At 62.9% G+C, this 17,248-nt stretch carries 14 protein-coding genes; 6 read left to right on the forward strand and 8 right to left on the reverse strand.

All coding sequences use genetic code 11. The features are described 5' to 3' along the window. Positions 1-9 precede the first annotated feature (9 nt). The 4 genes from ACSZPK_RS09255 to ACSZPK_RS09270 are packed head-to-tail and all read right to left on the reverse strand — an operon-like array spanning position 10 to position 5,469. Positions 10-2,235, reverse strand: coding sequence for a DNA internalization-related competence protein ComEC/Rec2 (locus tag ACSZPK_RS09255; RefSeq protein WP_437881164.1), 2,226 nt, complete (start codon positions 2,233-2,235; stop codon positions 10-12). Between the two features lie 43 nt (positions 2,236-2,278). Further along, a complete protein-coding gene (locus tag ACSZPK_RS09260; RefSeq protein WP_437881165.1) occupies positions 2,279-3,523 on the reverse strand; it encodes a lipoprotein-releasing ABC transporter permease subunit in 1,245 nt (414 codons plus the stop codon). A 1-nt stretch (position 3,524) separates the two neighbouring features. Next, positions 3,525-4,214, reverse strand: coding sequence for a lipoprotein-releasing ABC transporter ATP-binding protein LolD (gene lolD, locus ACSZPK_RS09265; protein ID WP_437881166.1), 690 nt, complete (start codon positions 4,212-4,214; stop codon positions 3,525-3,527). Then, on the reverse strand, positions 4,207-5,469 hold the full coding sequence (locus ACSZPK_RS09270; protein ID WP_437881167.1) for a lipoprotein-releasing ABC transporter permease subunit: 1,263 nt from the start codon (positions 5,467-5,469) through the stop codon (positions 4,207-4,209). The genes lolD and ACSZPK_RS09270 overlap by 8 nt, the downstream gene beginning before the upstream one ends. Before the next feature lie 96 nt (positions 5,470-5,565). Here ACSZPK_RS09270 and ACSZPK_RS09275 point away from each other — a divergent pair, with 96 nt between their 5' ends. From ACSZPK_RS09275 to ACSZPK_RS09285, 3 genes are read left to right on the forward strand one after another with little or no spacing between them, the layout of a single operon-like run. Further along, complete coding sequence (locus tag ACSZPK_RS09275) at positions 5,566-6,141, forward strand: PilZ domain-containing protein (protein WP_437881168.1); 576 nt, start codon at positions 5,566-5,568, stop codon at positions 6,139-6,141. Next, positions 6,138-6,437 (forward strand): phosphodiesterase, encoded by a 300-nt coding sequence (locus ACSZPK_RS09280; protein ID WP_437881169.1) that lies wholly within the window; start codon positions 6,138-6,140, stop codon positions 6,435-6,437. Before ACSZPK_RS09275 ends, ACSZPK_RS09280 begins: the two co-directional genes overlap by 4 nt. Continuing rightward, positions 6,434-7,153 carry a glycerophosphodiester phosphodiesterase gene (locus tag ACSZPK_RS09285; protein ID WP_437881170.1) on the forward strand — a complete coding sequence of 240 codons (720 nt, stop codon included), beginning with the start codon at positions 6,434-6,436 and terminating at the stop codon, positions 7,151-7,153. The genes ACSZPK_RS09280 and ACSZPK_RS09285 overlap by 4 nt, the downstream gene beginning before the upstream one ends. Before the next feature lie 198 nt (positions 7,154-7,351). On the opposite strand, the gene sthA is transcribed toward ACSZPK_RS09285, so the two are convergent. Next, on the reverse strand, positions 7,352-8,746 hold the full coding sequence (sthA, locus tag ACSZPK_RS09290) for a Si-specific NAD(P)(+) transhydrogenase (RefSeq protein WP_437881171.1): 1,395 nt from the start codon (positions 8,744-8,746) through the stop codon (positions 7,352-7,354). A gap of 240 nt (positions 8,747-8,986) precedes the next feature. Continuing rightward, entirely contained in the window at positions 8,987-10,453 is a 1,467-nt protein-coding gene (locus ACSZPK_RS09295) for a glyceraldehyde-3-phosphate dehydrogenase (RefSeq protein ID WP_437881565.1), read from the reverse strand. Between the two features lie 133 nt (positions 10,454-10,586). Between ACSZPK_RS09295 and mfd the strand changes: the two genes are divergently transcribed. Next, positions 10,587-14,024 carry a transcription-repair coupling factor gene (gene mfd, locus ACSZPK_RS09300; protein ID WP_437881172.1) on the forward strand — a complete coding sequence of 1,146 codons (3,438 nt, stop codon included), beginning with the start codon at positions 10,587-10,589 and terminating at the stop codon, positions 14,022-14,024. 55 nt (positions 14,025-14,079) lie between these two features. On the opposite strand, the gene nagZ is transcribed toward mfd, so the two are convergent. Continuing rightward, complete coding sequence (gene nagZ / locus ACSZPK_RS09305; RefSeq protein ID WP_437881173.1) at positions 14,080-15,090, reverse strand: beta-N-acetylhexosaminidase; 1,011 nt, start codon at positions 15,088-15,090, stop codon at positions 14,080-14,082. A gap of 147 nt (positions 15,091-15,237) precedes the next feature. After that, complete coding sequence (locus ACSZPK_RS09310; protein ID WP_437881566.1) at positions 15,238-15,930, reverse strand: TetR/AcrR family transcriptional regulator; 693 nt, start codon at positions 15,928-15,930, stop codon at positions 15,238-15,240. Between the two features lie 202 nt (positions 15,931-16,132). On the opposite strand from ACSZPK_RS09310, the gene lexA reads away from it, so the two are divergent. Then, positions 16,133-16,744 carry a transcriptional repressor LexA gene (lexA, locus tag ACSZPK_RS09315; RefSeq protein ID WP_437881174.1) on the forward strand — a complete coding sequence of 204 codons (612 nt, stop codon included), beginning with the start codon at positions 16,133-16,135 and terminating at the stop codon, positions 16,742-16,744. Between the two features lie 17 nt (positions 16,745-16,761). Continuing rightward, the gene (gene sulA, locus ACSZPK_RS09320) at positions 16,762-17,232 is read left to right on the forward strand and encodes an SOS-induced cell division inhibitor SulA (protein WP_437881175.1); all 471 of its coding nucleotides are present in this window, start codon (positions 16,762-16,764) and stop codon (positions 17,230-17,232) included. The last annotated feature ends 16 nt before the right edge of the window (positions 17,233-17,248 follow it).

Consider the following 17,248-nt stretch of genomic DNA (forward strand, 5'->3'; position numbering starts at 1 on the left):
TTGCGGTTCTCATTTTTCCCGCCAGAAACGGTCAGGTTGTCGCAATCCTCGTGCAAGTCGATGCTCGCCCAGACGGATCAAAATGGCACCGTGGACAACGCTGTCATACAGTTCGATACCACGGGAGCGATAGCGTGCAACCACCCGCGGATGGGGATGGCCGAAGGCATTGTGCTGGCCACGGGAGATCAGCGCAGCCCCAGGCGTGGCCTGGTTGAGAAAGCGCACGGACGATGAACTGCGACTGCCATGGTGCGGCACCTGCAGCCAATCCGCCCTGACCTGGCGCCCACGGGCCAGCAGCACCGCTTCGGCCTGTACGTCGATGTCGCCGGTCAGCAGGATGCTCTCGCCGTTGGCCTCGACCCGCAGCACGCAGGACAACGCATTGCCCGAGCCACCCTCGGCCCAGTGCCAGGTCGTGAAACGCACGCCATCCCAGGTCCAGCTTTCGTCGTCGCGGCAGGTTTCGGCGCCGAGCGACCCAGGCAGCCGCGCGACTTCTCCGCTCAGGACACGCTCCACTGCCAGCCCCGTCTGAACCGCCGGGGCGCCGCCAGCATGATCACTGTCCGCATGGCTGAGCAGCAGCACATCCAGACGGCTAACGCCCAGCGCACGCAAAGAAGGCACCACCACGCGCTCACCGATATCGAAATCACCGGTGCGCGGACCGGCGTCGTAGAGCAACGCATGATTCTGCGTGCGCACCAGCAGCGACAGGCCCTGGCCTACGTCGAACTGCCAGACATCGGCACGGCCGGGCACGGGCAATTGTTGCGGCGTGAAAAACAGCAGGGCCAGCAGCGGCAGGCTCAGCAGGCGCACGGGCACGCCAGGCGGTAATAGTGCGAGCAGGCAACCAAGGCTGATCAGGCACCAGGCCCATAAAGGCAAGCTCATCGGCAGCCATGCCGGGTATAGCGCCGCCGCCCAGCCCAGCCCGCGCAGCAGCCAGTCCAGCAAGAGCCCGGCCAGCCACAACATGCCCTCCCCCAGCCATGGCACGGGCAACAGCATCGCCCCCAGCAACGCCAGCGGCACCACCAGAAAGCTGACCCAGGGCACGGCGACCAAATTGGTCAATGGGCCAGTAAGACTGATCGGCAACCCCAGCAGCAGAAAAGGTGGCAGAAGACCGATGGTCACGGTCCACTGGGCTCGCCACCAGATGTCCCACCAGGGCGAGACACCCAGCCGCGCGCTGAACACCAGCGCCAGAATCGCCACTGCACCGAACGACAGCCAGAACCCTGCCTGCAAGGTCGCCAGCGGCTCAGCCAGCAGCACCAGGTTCCAGGCCATCAGCAGTGGCATCCCCACCCCCAGATGGCGAAAGCGCAAACGCCACAACAGAACCACGGCAATCATCACGCAGGAGCGCCGCACCGGCACTTCGAAGCCGGCCATCAGCCCATAACCAAGCGCACCGGTGAAAGCCATGACGCAAGCGCATGGCAGCCAGGGCAGACGTGACGGCCAAGCACCCAGGCGCGCGAGCCCGGCGATCAGCCCATACAGCAGCGCAGAAAACAGCGTCACGTGCTGCCCCGATATGACCATCAAGTGCACGGTGCCGGTATCCTGCAGCACGCGCCAGTCAGCAGTCGTCAGACCGGAAGCATCGCCCAGCACCAAGGCTGCCAGGCCACCGGCTCGCCCATGCGCCTCGACGGCCAGCATGCGTTGGCGCAGCGCATCGCGCCAACTGGCGAGCCCACCCGCTTCGCGTACCCGCTCACCGGCCTTCACCGTGCCGGTGGCGCCGATGCGCTGCGCGGTCAACCAGGCCTCGTAATCGAAGCCCTGGGGATTGACCAGGCCACGCGGGCGCTTGAGCTTGACCGCCAGGCGCCAGCGCTCGCCCGCCAGTATCGGCGGGCCGCCATGCCAGGACAGGCGCATGCGCCGTGGTAACGAATAACGTCGAGATACGGCGTCTTGCAGTTGAAAGCGCAGCACTTGCTCGCTGACATCCGGCAGGCCAACCACTTCGCCTTCGATCCAGAGTGTCTGCCCATCCAGCCGCGCAATCAGGCGATCATCCAGCGCCCATTGCGCCGAAACGCTGGCCCAGCAAAGGCTGACAAGGAAAAAAGCGATGGGATAGGTGCGAAATGGCAGGCAACAGACAGCGAGCACCAGCAGCAGGATCAGCGCCCAGGCGGGCAGCAAGGCAGGTAGCAACGGCAGACACGCCAACCCGAGGGCCAGCGCCAACATCCCTGTACGCATCACATCTCCCTGCGCTCATCCTTGAGCGCGACGGTTCAACCAGTCACTCGTAACGCAACGCCTCGGCCGGCTGGGTACGCGCGGCACGCCAGGCAGGATAAAGGGTCGCGAGGAAACTCATCAGCAGCGCGGCGCCACAAACCAGCGCCACATCCGCCCACTGCAGGTCGGATGGCAGGTTGCTGACGAAATACACGTCCGAACTGAAGACATGCGTGCCCGTCAGCCGTTCGAACAGCGCCACCCAACTGCTGATGTTCAGCGCGGCAATCACTCCGAGCACGCCACCGATCAGCGTTCCGACGCTGCCGATCACCGTGCCCTGGACCATGAACACGCGCATGATCCGCGCCGGCGTGGCGCCGAGGGTGCGCAGGATGGCGATGTCGGCGCGCTTGTCGGCGACTACCATGATCAGCGTGGCGATGATGTTGAACGCCGCCACCGCGATGATCAGCATCAGCAGCAGACCGATCATGGTCTTTTCCATCTTCATCGCACTGAACAGGCTGCCCTGGGTGCGCGTCCAGTCGCTGGCCTGGTAACCATCGCCCAACTGCGCGGCAATCGCCTTGGATACCTGTGGCGCCTGGTACAGGTCCTTCAGGGCGATGCGCACGCTCTGCACCTGCCCTGGCTCCAGGCGCAAGATGCTCGACGCGTCGTCGATATGAATCAGCGCCAGGCTGCTGTCCAGCTCGGCACCGACCTTGAACACCCCCACCACGTTCAGGCGCTGCAGGCGCGGCGTGATGCCCGACGCGGTGGCACTCACCTCGGGCACGATCAGGGTCAGCTTGTCGCCGATTTTGAGGCGAAAGCGCCGTGCCGTGATCTCGCCGATCACCACACCGAACTCGCCGGAACGCAGGTCACCGAGGCTGCCCTGGACGATGTGCTCGCCGACGATGGACACCTGCTTCTCGCGTTCGGGGTCGATGCCGTTGATCTGCACCGGTTGCATCGAGCCCTTGAACGACAACATGCCCTCCAGCTCGGCGAACGGTGCGGCACCGGTCACGCGCTTGTCACGCATTGCCGCCTCAGCCACCGGGCGCCAGTCAGCCAGCGCCTTGCCGGCGCTCAAGGTGGCATGAGGCACCATGCCGAGGATGCGCTGGCTCATTTCCTTCTGGAAGCCATTCATCACCGACAACACCACGATCATCGCCAGCACCCCCAGGGCCAGGCCGATCAGGGAGGTCAGGGAAATGAACGAGATGTAGTGATTGCGCCGCTTGGCCCGCGTATAGCGGGTGCCGATGAAGATCGAGAGTGGCCGGAACATGTCAGGCGTGGTCCTCGATCAGGCGTCCCTCTTCGAGACGCAGCACGCGATCCATCTGCCGCGCCAGTTGCACATCGTGGGTCACCACGAGGAATGCCGTTTGCGACGAAACACTGAGTTCGAGCATCAGTTCCTGGATGCCCTGGCCGGTGTGCTGGTCGAGGTTGCCGGTCGGTTCGTCGAGCAACACCAGCGCCGGCTGGTTGACCAGCGCGCGGGCGATGGCCACGCGCTGACGCTCACCACCGGACAATTCAGCCGGCTTGTGCGGCAACCGATGGCCCAGGCCGACCCGCTTGAGCAGCGCGCTGGCCCGCTCCCGGGCTTCGGCAATCGGCGTCTTGCCGATCAGCAACGGCATGCACACGTTCTCCAGGGCGGTGAACTCGGGCAACAGATGGTGAAACTGGTAGACGAAGCCCAGGGCCCGATTACGCAACAGGCCGCGCTGCTTCTCGCTGAGCGCCGACAGTTCCTCGCCAGCCAGCCAGACGCTGCCGCGCGAAGGCGTATCCAGGCCGCCGAGCATGTTCAACAGGGTGCTCTTGCCGGAACCGGAGCTGCCAATGATGGCCACACGCTCGCCAGGCAACAGTTCCAGCTCGACACCAGACAGCACCTCGACCGTCTGTGGGCCTTCCTCGTAACTCTTGCCCAGGTTGCGGCAACTCAGGACAGCCTTATCACTCATAACGCAAAGCCTCCGCTGGCTGGGTGCGCGCCGCACGCCAGGCCGGATATAGGGTGGCGAGGAAACTCAGGAGCAACGCGGCGCCGCACACCAGCACCACGTCCTGCACCTGCACCTGGGAGGGCAGGTAATCGATGAAATACACCTCGGCATTGAGGAACTGGATACCCAGCACGCCTTCCAGCCACTTGATCGCGGCACTGACATTCAATGCCGCGAGAACGCCGAGCACGCCGCCAATCAGGGTGCCGACCACGCCGATCACCGTGCCCTGGACCATGAAGGTCAGCATGATCTGCCGGGGCGTGGCACCGAGCGTACGGAGGATGGCGATGTCGCCCTTCTTGTCGGTGACCACCATCACCAGGGTGGAAATGATGTTGAACGCCGCCACCGCGACGATCAGCAGCAACAGCAGGCCGATCATGGTCTTCTCCATGCGGATGGCCTGGTACAGGCTGCCGTGGCTGCGCGTCCAGTCGCGGGCGTAGAGGTCCAGGTCCTTGAACGATTGTGCCAGTTGCCAGGACACCTGCGGCGCCTGGAACAGGTCGTGCAATTTCAGCCGCAGCCCCTGGACCTCGCCCGGCTTGAGGCGCAGCAGGCGACCGGCGTCCTCGATGTGCGCCATGGCCACATGACCGTCGATCTCGCCGGCACCGACATGGAAGATACCGACCACGGTGAAGCGCTTCATGCGCGGGAACATGCCAGCCGGCGTCAGCGCGACCTCCGGCGCGACGAAAGTCACCTTGTCGCCGATACCGACCCCGAGATTCTTCGCCGCCAGGTCGCCGATCAGGATGCCGAAGGCGCCGGGCTCCAACTCCTTGAGGCCATTCGAGCCCGCGGGCTGGACGAAATAGTCGCCGATGATCGAGACCTTGCTTTCCTCGGCCGGGTCGATGGCATTGATCAACACCTTCTGCACCTGGCCATTATTGGTCAGCAGGCCCTGCATCTGGGTGAACGGCGCCACGGCAGCGATCTGCGAGCTTTGCTGCACGCGCCCGGCCAGCTCATGCCAGTCCTTCAGTGGCTGGCCGCCCTCCAGAGTGGCATGGGGCACCATGCCGAGCACGCGGCTGCGCATTTCATGATCGAAGCCGTTCATCACCGACAGCACGACGATCATCACCAGCACGCCAAGGGCGAGGCCAATGATGGAGGTCAGGGAAATGAAGGAAACGAAGTGGCTACGACGTTTGGCGCGCGTGTAACGCAAGCCGAGGAACAGCGGCAGTGGTCTGAGCATCGATAATGAAGTTCGCTAGCGGAAGAGAGACGTCCTTGTGGCGGGGCCTGGCGAGCGGCTTTAAACTCAGACCTTCACTACTGCCATGGGTTCGCCATGCCGTATCAAGACGCTGATGATCGCCGCGAATACTACCGTATCGATGACGCGATCGCACTGGATTTCAGCCTGCTCTCGGGCCCCGAGGCGCTGGCCAGTGATGTGTTGCACGACGCTTCGCCGCTGTTCAACCTGCTCAGCGATCTGCATGTGATGGACTTCGAATCGCAACATATGCTGCGCCATATCAGCGAGCGTGATCGCACCGTGGCGGGCTACCTCAAGGTCATCAACAAGCGTATCGACCTGCTGGGCCAGGCACTGGCACAAAGCCTGTTGCGCGATATCGGCGTGCCACGCAAGGTGTCGCTTTCCGAGGGCGGGCTGAGCTTCAGCAATGGCCAGGCGGTCGCCAACGGCAGTCACCTGGCGATCAAGATGGTGTTGATGCCCCAGGCCCTCGGCCTGCTGCTGCGCGCACGGGTGGTGCATTGCCAGGCCCGTGACGACGGGGCATTCGAGATCGGCACCGAGTTCGAAGCGTTGACCGACGCACAGCGCCAACTGCTCGCCCGGCATATCCTGCAGAAACAGGCGCAACAGCGTCGTCAGGCCCGCGAGCAACAACGATGAACAAAAACCTCCTGAACTGCGCCGCCCTGCTGGTGCTTTCCCTGCCCCTGGCCAGCCTGGCCGAGACCATTGAAATCCCACTCGGCCAGCAAGGTCACACGGGCATCGCCATGCCCCAGCGCGGGCAACTGAAAAGCGCGGTGCTCGAACGCTTCGGCCTGCCGGACGAAGAACATCCCGCCGTCGGCAAACCGCCGATCACGCGCTGGGACTACCGTGAGTTCAGCGTGTACTTCGAGTACGACCACGTGGTCGACAGCGTGCTCAACCACCAACCGCACAAGGAACAACCGTGACCGTCATCTACGGCCATCGTGGCGCCAAGGGCGAAGCCCCGGAAAATACCCTGACCAGCTTCCAGCGCTGCCTCGAACGTGGCGTGCGCCGTTGCGAACTGGACCTGCATCTGTCCAGCGATGGCGAGCTGATAGTCATCCATGACCCGACGCTCAAGCGCACTACCGGTCGGCGTGGCAAGGTCGTCGAGCATGCCGCCGAAGAGCTGGTGACCTACGATGCGCGCCAGGGCGGTCCAGGCTGGAAAGTCCCCTGCCCCATCCCCAGGCTGGAAACCCTGTTCGAGCAGTGCGATTTCGAGCACTGGCAGCTTGAGGTGAAGAGTGCCTCGCGGGTGCGCGCGGCCCGTACCGTGCAGGCGATCCAGGCGCTGGCCGAGCGCTTCGGCCTCAAGGACAAGGTCACGGTGACCAGTAGCTCCCGTGAAGTATTGCGAGCACTTAATCGCCTGACGCCCGAACTGTCGCGCGGCCTAGTGGCGGAATATGCCTGGCTCGACCCGATCAAGGTTGCCTTGAACCATGGCTGCAACCTGCTGGCATTGAACTGGACGCTGTGCACGCCAGAGCGTTTGCTGAAAGCACAGAAAGCGGGCTTGCACGTATCGGTCTGGACGGTCAACGAGCCAGCCCTGATGCGACGCCTGGCGGATTTCGGCGTGGACAGCATCATCACCGATTTCCCGGGGACGGCGGTCGCCACGCTGAAGCGCTGAAGCCCATACCAAGGTAGACGCGCGCATGCCATCGGCACCATGGCCGCCAGAGATGCCAACAAAAACGCCAGTCAGCTACCTGACTGGCGTTTCTGCTTCCAGTTCCTGATCAGAGGCTCTCCCGATTCGGCCAACGCCATCCTTGGGAGTCGCTCAGCGGGTCATCCCCGACCGGCTCAGGCCACCGGTCGGAGCCGCTCAAAAAAGCCGGTTCAGGCCATCGAACGCCGCCACCCGATAGGCTTCCGCCATGGTCGGGTAGTTGAAGGTGGTGTTGATGAAATACTTGATCGTATTCGCTTCGCCTTCCTGGTTCATGATCGCCTGGCCAATGTGCACGATCTCCGAAGCCTGGTAGCCGAAGCAATGCACGCCGAGTACCTGCAGAGTCTCGCGGTGGAACAGGATCTTCAGCATGCCCACCGGTTCGAAGGAAATCTGCGCCCGCGCCATGCTCTTGAAGAAGGCCTTGCCCACCTCGTACGGCACCTTGGCCTGGGTCAGTTCGCGTTCGGTTTTGCCAATCGAGCTGATCTCGGGAATGGTGTAGATCCCGGTCGGCACGTCATCGACGAAACGCCAGCTATCGTTCTCCACCGCACTGCCGGCAGCCGAGCGGCCCTGGTCGGAAGCGGCGCTGGCCAGGCTTGGCCAGCCGATCACGTCACCAGCGGCATAGATGTTGGAAACCGAGGTGCGGTAATACTGATCGACATCGATCTGGCCACGGCTGTTGACCTTGATGCCGATGTTTTCCAGGCCCAGCCTGTCGGTGTTGCCGGTACGACCGTTGCACCAGAGCAAGGCGTCAGCCTTGATCTTCTTGCCCGACTTGAGGTGCAGGATTACGCCGTTATCCACCCCCTCGATGCGCTCGTACTCTTCATTGTGACGAATCAGCACGTTGTTGGTGCACAGGTGGTAGCCCAGCGCATCGGAGATTTCATCGTCGAGGAAACTGAGCAACTGGTCGCGGTTGTCGATCAGGTCGACCAGCACCCCCAGGCCACTGAAGATCGAGGCGTATTCCGAACCGATCACGCCAGCGCCATAGATGATCAGCCGACGAGGCGTATGGGTCAGGCTGAGGATGGTGTCGCTGTCATAGACTCGCGGGTGATTGAAATCGACATCGGCCGGACGATACGGACGCGAGCCGGTGGCGATGATGATCTGTTTGCCGAGCAGGGTATCGAGCATGCCGTTCTGGCACACCACCTGGACGGTCTGATCGTCAGCGAAACTGGCGGTGCCGAAGAACACGTCGACGCGGTTGCGCGCGTAATAGCTGGTGCGCGAGGCGACCTGCTTGTCGATGACGTTCTCCGCGCTCTTCAGCACATCCGGGAAGGAAAACCAGCGTGGCTCGCCAATCTGGCGAAACAGCGGGTTGGTGTTGTATTGCATGATCTGACGCACCGAATGACGCAGCGCCTTGGAAGGAATGGTGCCCAGGTGGGTACAGTTGCCGCCGACCTCGGCTCGGCTGTCGACCACCGCGACCTTGCGCCCGGCTTTCGCCGCATTCATCGCCGCACCTTCACCCGCCGGGCCGGAACCCAGCACCACTACGTCATAGTTGTAGACCGCCATGCTTACTCCTCATTACAGGCGGGAACGCCACGGCGGCATCCCCGACTTGGGTCGCGCAGATCGTGCGGCGACCGTAAAACCTTGGTACAGATTAACCGGACCATTGCGCACAGAACATTAGCGATTGGTCGCGAGGTAAGCGAGCGCTGTGTTCACTACATGCGCATTGCACACAACATTTCCTGGGCCGCTGAAAAGCAAAACGGGAGCCGAAGCTCCCGTTGCCCTGTCACCCGAGGCTTACTTCGGGAACGCTGGCGGGTTGACCCCGGCCATGTCTTCCATCACGCGCACAACCTGGCAACTGTAGCCAAACTCGTTGTCGTACCAGACGTAGAGCACGACACGGTTGTCGTTGGCGATGGTCGCCTCGGCATCGACCACACCGGCATGGCGCGAACCGACGAAGTCGGTGGAGACCACTTCCTGGGAGCTGACGAAGTCGATCTGCTTCTGCAGCTCGGAGTGCATGGCCATCTGGCGCAGGTACTCGTTGATCTCGTCGCGGGTGGTGGCCTTTTCCAGGTTCAGGTTGAGGATGGCCATCGACACGTTCGGCGTCGGCACGCGGATCGCGTTGCCGGTCAGCTTGCCCTTCAGCACCGGCAGGGCCTTGGCGGCCGCGGTGGCGGCACCGGTTTCGGTGATGACCATGTTCAGCGCAGCACTGCGACCACGACGGCTGCCCTTGTGGAAGTTGTCGATCAGGTTCTGGTCGTTGGTGTACGAGTGAACGGTTTCAACGTGACCGTTGACGATGCCGAACTTGTCGTTGACCGCCTTGAGCACCGGCACGATGGCGTTGGTGGTGCAGGATGCCGCCGAGATGATCTTGTCGTCGGCCGTGATATCGCCATGGTTGATGCCATGTACGATGTTCTTCAGCGCGCCTTTGCCCGGTGCGGTCAGCACCACGCGATCGACGCCCGGACACTTCAGGTGCTGGCCCAGGCCTTCGGCATCACGCCACACGCCGGTGTTGTCGACCAGCAGGGCATCCTTGATGCCGTACTGGGTGTAGTCGATGGCCGACGGGTCCTTGGCGTAGATCACCTGGATCAGGTTGCCGTTGGCGGTGAGGGTGTTGTTTTCCTCATCGATGGTGATGGTGCCGTTGAACTTGCCATGTACCGAATCGCGGCGCAGCAGGCTGGCACGCTTGACCAGGTCGTTCTCGGCGCCCTTGCGCACGACGATCGCGCGTAGGCGCAGGCCGTCGCCACCACCGGTGTGATCGATCAGGATACGCGCCAGCAGGCGGCCGATGCGGCCGAAACCGTAGAGCACGACGTCGGTGCCCTTGCGCGGCGTGGCGTTCTGCTTGTCGACCACGTCGGCCAGCTCGTCACGGACGAACTGCTCGATGCTGCGGCCCTTGCCTTCTGCCTTGAATTTGCCAACCAGCTTGCCGAGGTCGACGGAAGCCGCGCCCAGCTTGAGCTCGCTCAGCGCTTTGAGCGCCGCGTAGGAGTCATGCACCGAGAGGCTGCTCTCGTCCGCCTGGCGATGACGGGCAAAACGGTGCGCCTTGAGAATCTCGATCACCGAACGGTTGATCAGGCTGCGCCCATGGATGGAGAGCACTACATTGTTGTTGCGGTAGAGCTGGCCAATCAGAGGAATCATCGCTTCTGCGAGGGCTTCACGATCGATCCACTCACCGAGACACTGGTCGGGCTTCTGGGTCACGGGCATTACCTTCCACATGTAGGGGATGAAAAAAAGGGCTACATTATGACGGCGCGCGCCAGCGGCGGCAATCTGCAGCGGTCGGAAGACTGACATCCTGCCATCCAGATAGTTACAATCGCCGCCTAAATTCTCAGACCGGAGCCTTCTTTTGCCCGCGTCCACCCTGCGCCTCCCCCCTCTTCCCGCCGAAGCCGGCAAACAGCACTGGGGCAATCTGCCCGGCGCCGCCCTGAGCCTGGTCATCGCCGAAGCAGCCAACGCCGCCAAGCGCTTCACCCTGCTGCTGACCGCCGACAGCCAGAGCGCTGAACGCCTGCAGGAAGAACTGCGCTTCTTCGCGCCCGAGCTGCCAGTGCTGCATTTTCCCGACTGGGAAACCCTGCCGTATGACCTGTTCTCGCCCCACCAGGACATCATTTCCCAGCGCATTTCCTCGCTCTATCAACTGCCGCGACTGAAGCACGGCGTGTTGGTGGTGCCGATCAGCACCGCCCTGCATCGCCTGGCGCCGACGCGCTTCCTGCTCGGTAGCGGCCTGGTCCTGGATATCGGCCAGAAACTCGACGTCGAGGAAATGCGCCTGCGCCTGGAGGCAGCCGGCTACCGTTGCGTCGATACGGTCTACGAACACGGCGAATTCGCCGTGCGCGGCGCCTTGCTCGACCTGTTCCCCATGGGCAGCGCACTGCCCTATCGCATCGACCTGTTCGACGACGAAATCGAAACCCTGCGCACCTTCGACCCGGAGAACCAGCGCTCCATCGACAAGGTCGAATCGGTTCGCCTGTTGCCGGCCCGTGAGTTTCCGCTGGACAAGAAAGCCGTCAGCGATTTCCGCGGGCGCTTTCGCGAGCGTTTCGACGTCGACTTCCGCCGCTGTCCGATCTACCAGGACCTCAGCACCGGCATCACGCCCGCCGGTATCGAGTACTACCTGCCGCTGTTCTTCGAAGAAACCGCCACCCTGTTCGACTACCTGCCGCAGGACACCCAGGTATTCTCGTTGCCGGGCATCGAGAAGGCCGCCGAACAGTTCTGGAGCGATGCGCGCAACCGCTACGAGGACCGCCGCTACGACCCCGAGCGCCCACTGCTGGCGCCAATCGATATCTTCCTGCCGGTCGAGGACTGCTTCGCCCGCCTGAAGAACTGGCCACGCGTGATCGCCAGCCAGGAAGACATCGAGACCGGCGTCGGCCGCGAGCGCTTCGACGCCCGCGCGCTGCCGGACCTGGCGATCCAGGCCAAGGCCAGCGAACCACTGGCGGCGCTACGCCGCTTCATCGAGGAATACCCCGGTCGCGTGCTGTTCTGCGCCGAATCGGCCGGGCGCCGCGAGGTGCTGCTGGAGCTGCTCGCCCGGCTCAAGCTCAAGCCCCAGGAAGTAGCCGGCTGGCCGCAGTTCACTGCGGGCGGAGAACGCCTGGGCATCACCATCGCCCCGCTCGACGAAGGCCTGCTGCTCGACGAAATCGCCCTGATCGCCGAAAGCCCGCTGTTCGGTCAGCGCGTGATGCAGCGCCGGCGCCGGGAAAAATCCCGCGATGGCGGCGACAACGTGATCAAGAACCTCACCGAACTGCGTGAAGGTTCGCCGGTGGTTCACATCGATCACGGTGTCGGTCGCTACCTGGGCCTGATTACCCTGGAAATCGAAGGCCAGAGCGCCGAATTCCTCGCCCTGATGTATGCCGAGGAAGCCAAGCTCTACGTGCCGGTGGCCAACCTGCACCTGATCGCCCGCTACACCGGTAGCGATGACGCCCTGGCGCCTTTGCACCGACTTGGCTCGGAAACCTGGCAGAAAGCCAAGCGCAAAGCCGCCGAACAGGTGCGCGATGTCGCCGCTGAGCTGCTCGACATCTATGCGCGACGCGCCGCTCGCGAGGGGCATGCCTTCGCCGACCCGAAGGCCGACTACGAAACCTTCAGTGCCGGCTTCCCCTTCGAGGAAACCCCAGACCAGCAAAGCGCAATCGAGGCGGTGCGCGTCGATATGCTCGCCGGCAAGCCAATGGATCGACTGGTGTGCGGCGATGTCGGTTTCGGCAAGACCGAAGTGGCCATGCGCGCGGCATTCATCGCCGTGCACAGCGGACGCCAGGTCGCCGTGCTGGTGCCGACCACCCTGCTCGCCCAGCAGCACTACAACAGCTTCCGCGACCGCTTCGCCGACTGGCCGGTGAAGGTCGAGGTGATGAGCCGCTTCAAGAGCGCCAAGGAAGTCGACGCCGCCGTGCAGAAGCTGGCCGAAGGCAAGATCGACATCGTCATCGGCACCCACAAGCTGCTGCAGGACGACGTCAAGTTCCACAACCTCGGCCTGGCGATCATCGACGAAGAGCACCGTTTCGGCGTACGCCAGAAGGAACAGCTCAAGGCACTGCGCAGTGAAGTGGATATCCTCACCCTCACCGCAACGCCAATACCGCGCACCCTGAACATGGCCGTGGCCGGCATGCGCGACCTGTCGATCATCGCCACACCGCCAGCTCGGCGCCTGTCCGTGCGCACCTTCGTCATGGAACAGAACAACCCGACGATCAAGGAAGCACTGCTGCGTGAACTGCTGCGCGGCGGCCAGGTGTACTACCTGCACAACGACGTCAAGACTATCGAGAAATGCGCCGCCGACCTCGCCGAGCTGGTGCCCGAGGCACGCATCGGCATCGGTCATGGGCAAATGCGCGAGCGCGATCTCGAACAGGTGATGAGCGACTTCTACCACAAGCGCTTCAACGTGCTGGTGGCCTCGACCATCATCGAAACCGGCATCGACGTGCCAAGTGCCAACACCATCATCATCGAGCGCGCCGACAAATTCGGCCTGGCCCAGTTGCACCAGCTTCGCGGTCGCGTCGGCCGCAGCCACCACCAGGCCTATGCCTACCTGCTGACACCACCGCGCAAGCAGATGACCCAGGATGCGGAAAAACGCCTGGAAGCCATCGCCAATGCCCAGGACCTCGGCGCCGGTTTCGTCCTGGCGACCCACGACCTGGAAATCCGTGGCGCCGGCGAGTTGCTCGGCGACGGCCAGAGCGGGCAGATCCAGGCGGTCGGTTTCACCCTTTATATGGAAATGCTCGAGCGTGCGGTCAAGGCGATCCAGAAAGGCGAGCAGCCGAACCTGGAACAACCGCTGGGCGGCGGTCCGGAAATAAACCTGCGCCTGCCGGCGCTGATCCCCGAAGACTACCTGCCGGATGTGCATGCGCGGCTGATCCTGTACAAGCGCATCGCCAACGCCATCGACGAAGACGGCCTGAAGGAATTGCAGGTCGAGATGATCGACCGCTTCGGCCTGCTGCCCGAGCCGACCAAGAACCTGGTACGCATCACCCTGCTCAAGCTGCAGGCGGAAAAGCTCGGGATCAAGAAGGTCGACGCCGGCCCGCAAGGCGGACGCATCGAGTTCGCCACGGAAACGCCGGTCGACCCACTCACATTGATCAAGCTGATCCAGAGCCAACCCAAGCGCTACAAGTTCGAGGGCGCGACGATGTTCAAACTCCAGGTACCGATGGAACGGGCGGAAGAACGCTTCAATACTCTGGAAGCGCTATTCGAGCGGCTTCTGCCGTAGCCGACAAGCATCGCGGGCGGGGCGCCCAGGCCATGCCCGCGAAGGCTCTTGAAAATCACTCGATCAACTGCGCCGCCCGCAACGCGCTCACGGCCTCTAGCCAACGCGGGTCCTGCTTGTAATCGGTCGAGCGAACGCCGCGTCCACGCATGCGTGCCAGCCCTTTGGGCGGTTGCACCTTGAGTGTCTGCAAGGCACTGAGCGCCAGTTCTGCCGAACCACGGTCGTTGCATACCAGGCCCATGTCGCAGCCGGCATTCAGTGCGGCCCTGATGCGCTGGGCGGCATCGCCCACCACATGAGCGCCAGCCATCGACAGATCATCGCTGAAAATCACCCCGGTGAATCCCAGCTCGCCACGCAGGATGTCCTGCAGCCAACGCCTGGAGAAACCGGCAGGCTGATCGTCCACCGCCGAATAGATGACATGGGCCGGCATGATCGCCGCCAACTGGCCGATCAGGCGCTGGAACGGCAGCATGTCGACGCTGCGGATCTGCTCCAGGCTGCGCTCGTCCACCGGGATCGCCACATGCGAGTCGGCCTCAGCCCAGCCATGGCCGGGGAAATGCTTGCCGGTAGCAGCCATACCTGCTTCCGCCATGCCAGCGATGAACGCGCCGGCCAATGTAGCCGCACGCTCGGCATCGCCAGAAAAACTGCGACTGCCGATCACGGCACTGCGCTGGTGCTCGAGATCCAGCACCGGAGCGAAGCTGAGGTCCAGGCCGACGGCCAGCACTTCGCTCGCCATCAGCCAACCGCACTGGCGCGACAGGTACTCCGCATTATCGTTGCCAGCCAGCGCCAGCATCGCCGGCAACCGCACGAAACCACGGCGCAAGCGCTGCACCCGACCGCCCTCCTGATCCACGGCCAGCAGCAGGTCGGGACGAATCGCGCGGATAGCGGCGCACAGCTCGCGCACCTGGCGCGGCTCCTCGATATTGCGGGCGAAGATGATCAGCCCCCCCACTTCCGGCTGGCGCAATATCCGGCGGTCCTCGGCAGTCAGCCAAGCGCCCTGGATATCGAGCATCAACGAGCCATAGACGGGATCACTCATGAGGGTTTCCTTGGGCAAGTGCGTGGACGTGCGAAGCGCGGCATTGATCCTGTCGGAACGACGGGCACCTTCGACGAATCGAGGAGTTTCGGGAGGTATCGCATAGGGTCGCCAGCTTAGCCGACCCGTTTGCGTGATGCATCCTGGTCAGGCCTTGCCCGCACCATTCTTCTGCCGCGGGCGCAACCGGGCAGAGGCAAGCGCTTCATCCTTGACCGCACTTTCCGAGCGCATGGCGGCGGCGAGGAACGGCACCATCAGGCGCATGACCTGCTCAATCGAGGTATCGACGCCGAAATCATTTTCGGAAATGGCCCGCAGGGCCTTGATCCCGGACATGCTGAACGCTGCGGCCCCCAGCATGAAATGCACGCGCCAGAACAGTTCGAGCGGCGGTATGCCAGGCGCCGCGTCATGCAACAGGATCAGGTAACGGCGGAAAACCTTGCCGTACATATCCTCCAGATAACGACGCAGATGCCCTTGGCTCTGACTGAACGCCAGCCCCAGCAAGCGCATGAAAATGGACAGGTCGTCGCCATTGCGCGGCTTGACCGCCAAGGCCTGGTCGACCAGCATTTCCAGCAACTCTTCAAGGCTGGGCTTTTGCCCCTGGCGAACATCGAGCTCACGCTCCAGGCTCAGGCAGAAAGGGCCGAGAAAGCGGGAGAACACCGCCTGGATCAGCGCCTTCTTCGAACCGAAATGGTAATTGACCGCGGCAAGATTGACCCCGGCCTTGCTCGTGATGAGTCGCAACGAGGTCTCGGCGAAGCCTTTTTCTGCAAACAACTGCTCTGCAGCATCCAATATGCGCTCGACAGTTTCCGACTGAGCCATGACACCCTCACCTGGCGAACAAACGTTTGAAACATACGTTTCACACCAGGGATATGTCAAGACGAACGCGACGATCCGGCTCATTAAAGCACATCGCATGACCAACGGGTCGAGCGCCCCGGCCGGCAGCACAGGCAAAAATTTGCCATTGCCGATTTACTGTATATAATCCCAGCAACTGTATAAAAAGACAGACACCACGATGATCAAGCTCACGCCACGCCAAGCGGAAATCCTCGCATTCATCAAGCAATGCCTGGAAGAGAACGGATACCCACCGACCCGAGCGGAAATCGCGCAGAAACTGGGGTTCAAGTCACCCAACGCCGCCGAAGAACACCTGAAGGCCCTGGCTCGCAAAGGCGCTATCGAGATGACGCCAGGCGCATCGCGCGGCATCCGCATCCCCGGATACGAACCAGAGAGCAACGAAGACGAAGGGCTTCCGGTCATCGGGCGCGTGGCCGCTGGCGCTCCGATCCTCGCCCAGCAGAACGTCGAGGAGTCCTGCCAGATAAACCCGGCCTTCTTCCACCCGAGAGCCGACTATCTATTGCGGGTCCGCGGGATGAGCATGAAAGACATCGGCATCTTCGATGGCGATCTGCTGGCCGTCCACACCACCCGCGAAGCGCGCAACGGCCAGATCGTCGTTGCCCGTATCGGCGACGAGGTCACGGTCAAGCGCTTCCAGCGCGAAGGCAACAAGGTGCTGCTGATTGCGGAAAACCCCGAATTCAATCCCATCGAAGTCAATCTGGAAGAACAGGACCTGGTTATCGAAGGCCTGAGCGTCGGCGTCATTCGCCGCTGAAAGATAAGGAGAGCCTCATGCAGTTCCCGCAGTCGCTGAACCGTACTCAACTCCCTCTGTTCGAGGCTTTCCTCAACCTGCCCTCGCCGCCAACCTTCATCGAGCCAAGCTCGTCAGGCTGGCTCGATGAACCCGAGACATTCAGCGAACTGACGCTCTCCGGTTCGCTCGAACGCTACCGTCGACTGCTCGCGCCGCTACTACGCGAACTGAGCGAGGAACAGGACGCTCGCTGGCTGACCTTGGTGGCCCCGCCGAGCGCCCTGACCCATGGCTGGCTGCGCAACACCGGCCTGAACCTGGATCGCCTGGTGGTCCTACAGCCACGCGCCAGTCAGAGTGCCGTCGACATCGCTTGCGAAGCCCTGCGCCTGGGCCGCAGCCATACAGTGGTGAGCTGGATCGAACTCAGCGACAGGCAGCGCACCCAGTTGAGCAACGCAGCCCGTACCGGTGATACGCAAAGCTTGAACATCAAGTTGATTTGACTGGCGAAAGCCATCG

The sequence above is a fragment of the Pseudomonas sp. LRF_L74 genome (assembly GCF_965644255.1).
In the GTDB taxonomy this organism is placed as follows: domain Bacteria; phylum Pseudomonadota; class Gammaproteobacteria; order Pseudomonadales; family Pseudomonadaceae; genus Aquipseudomonas.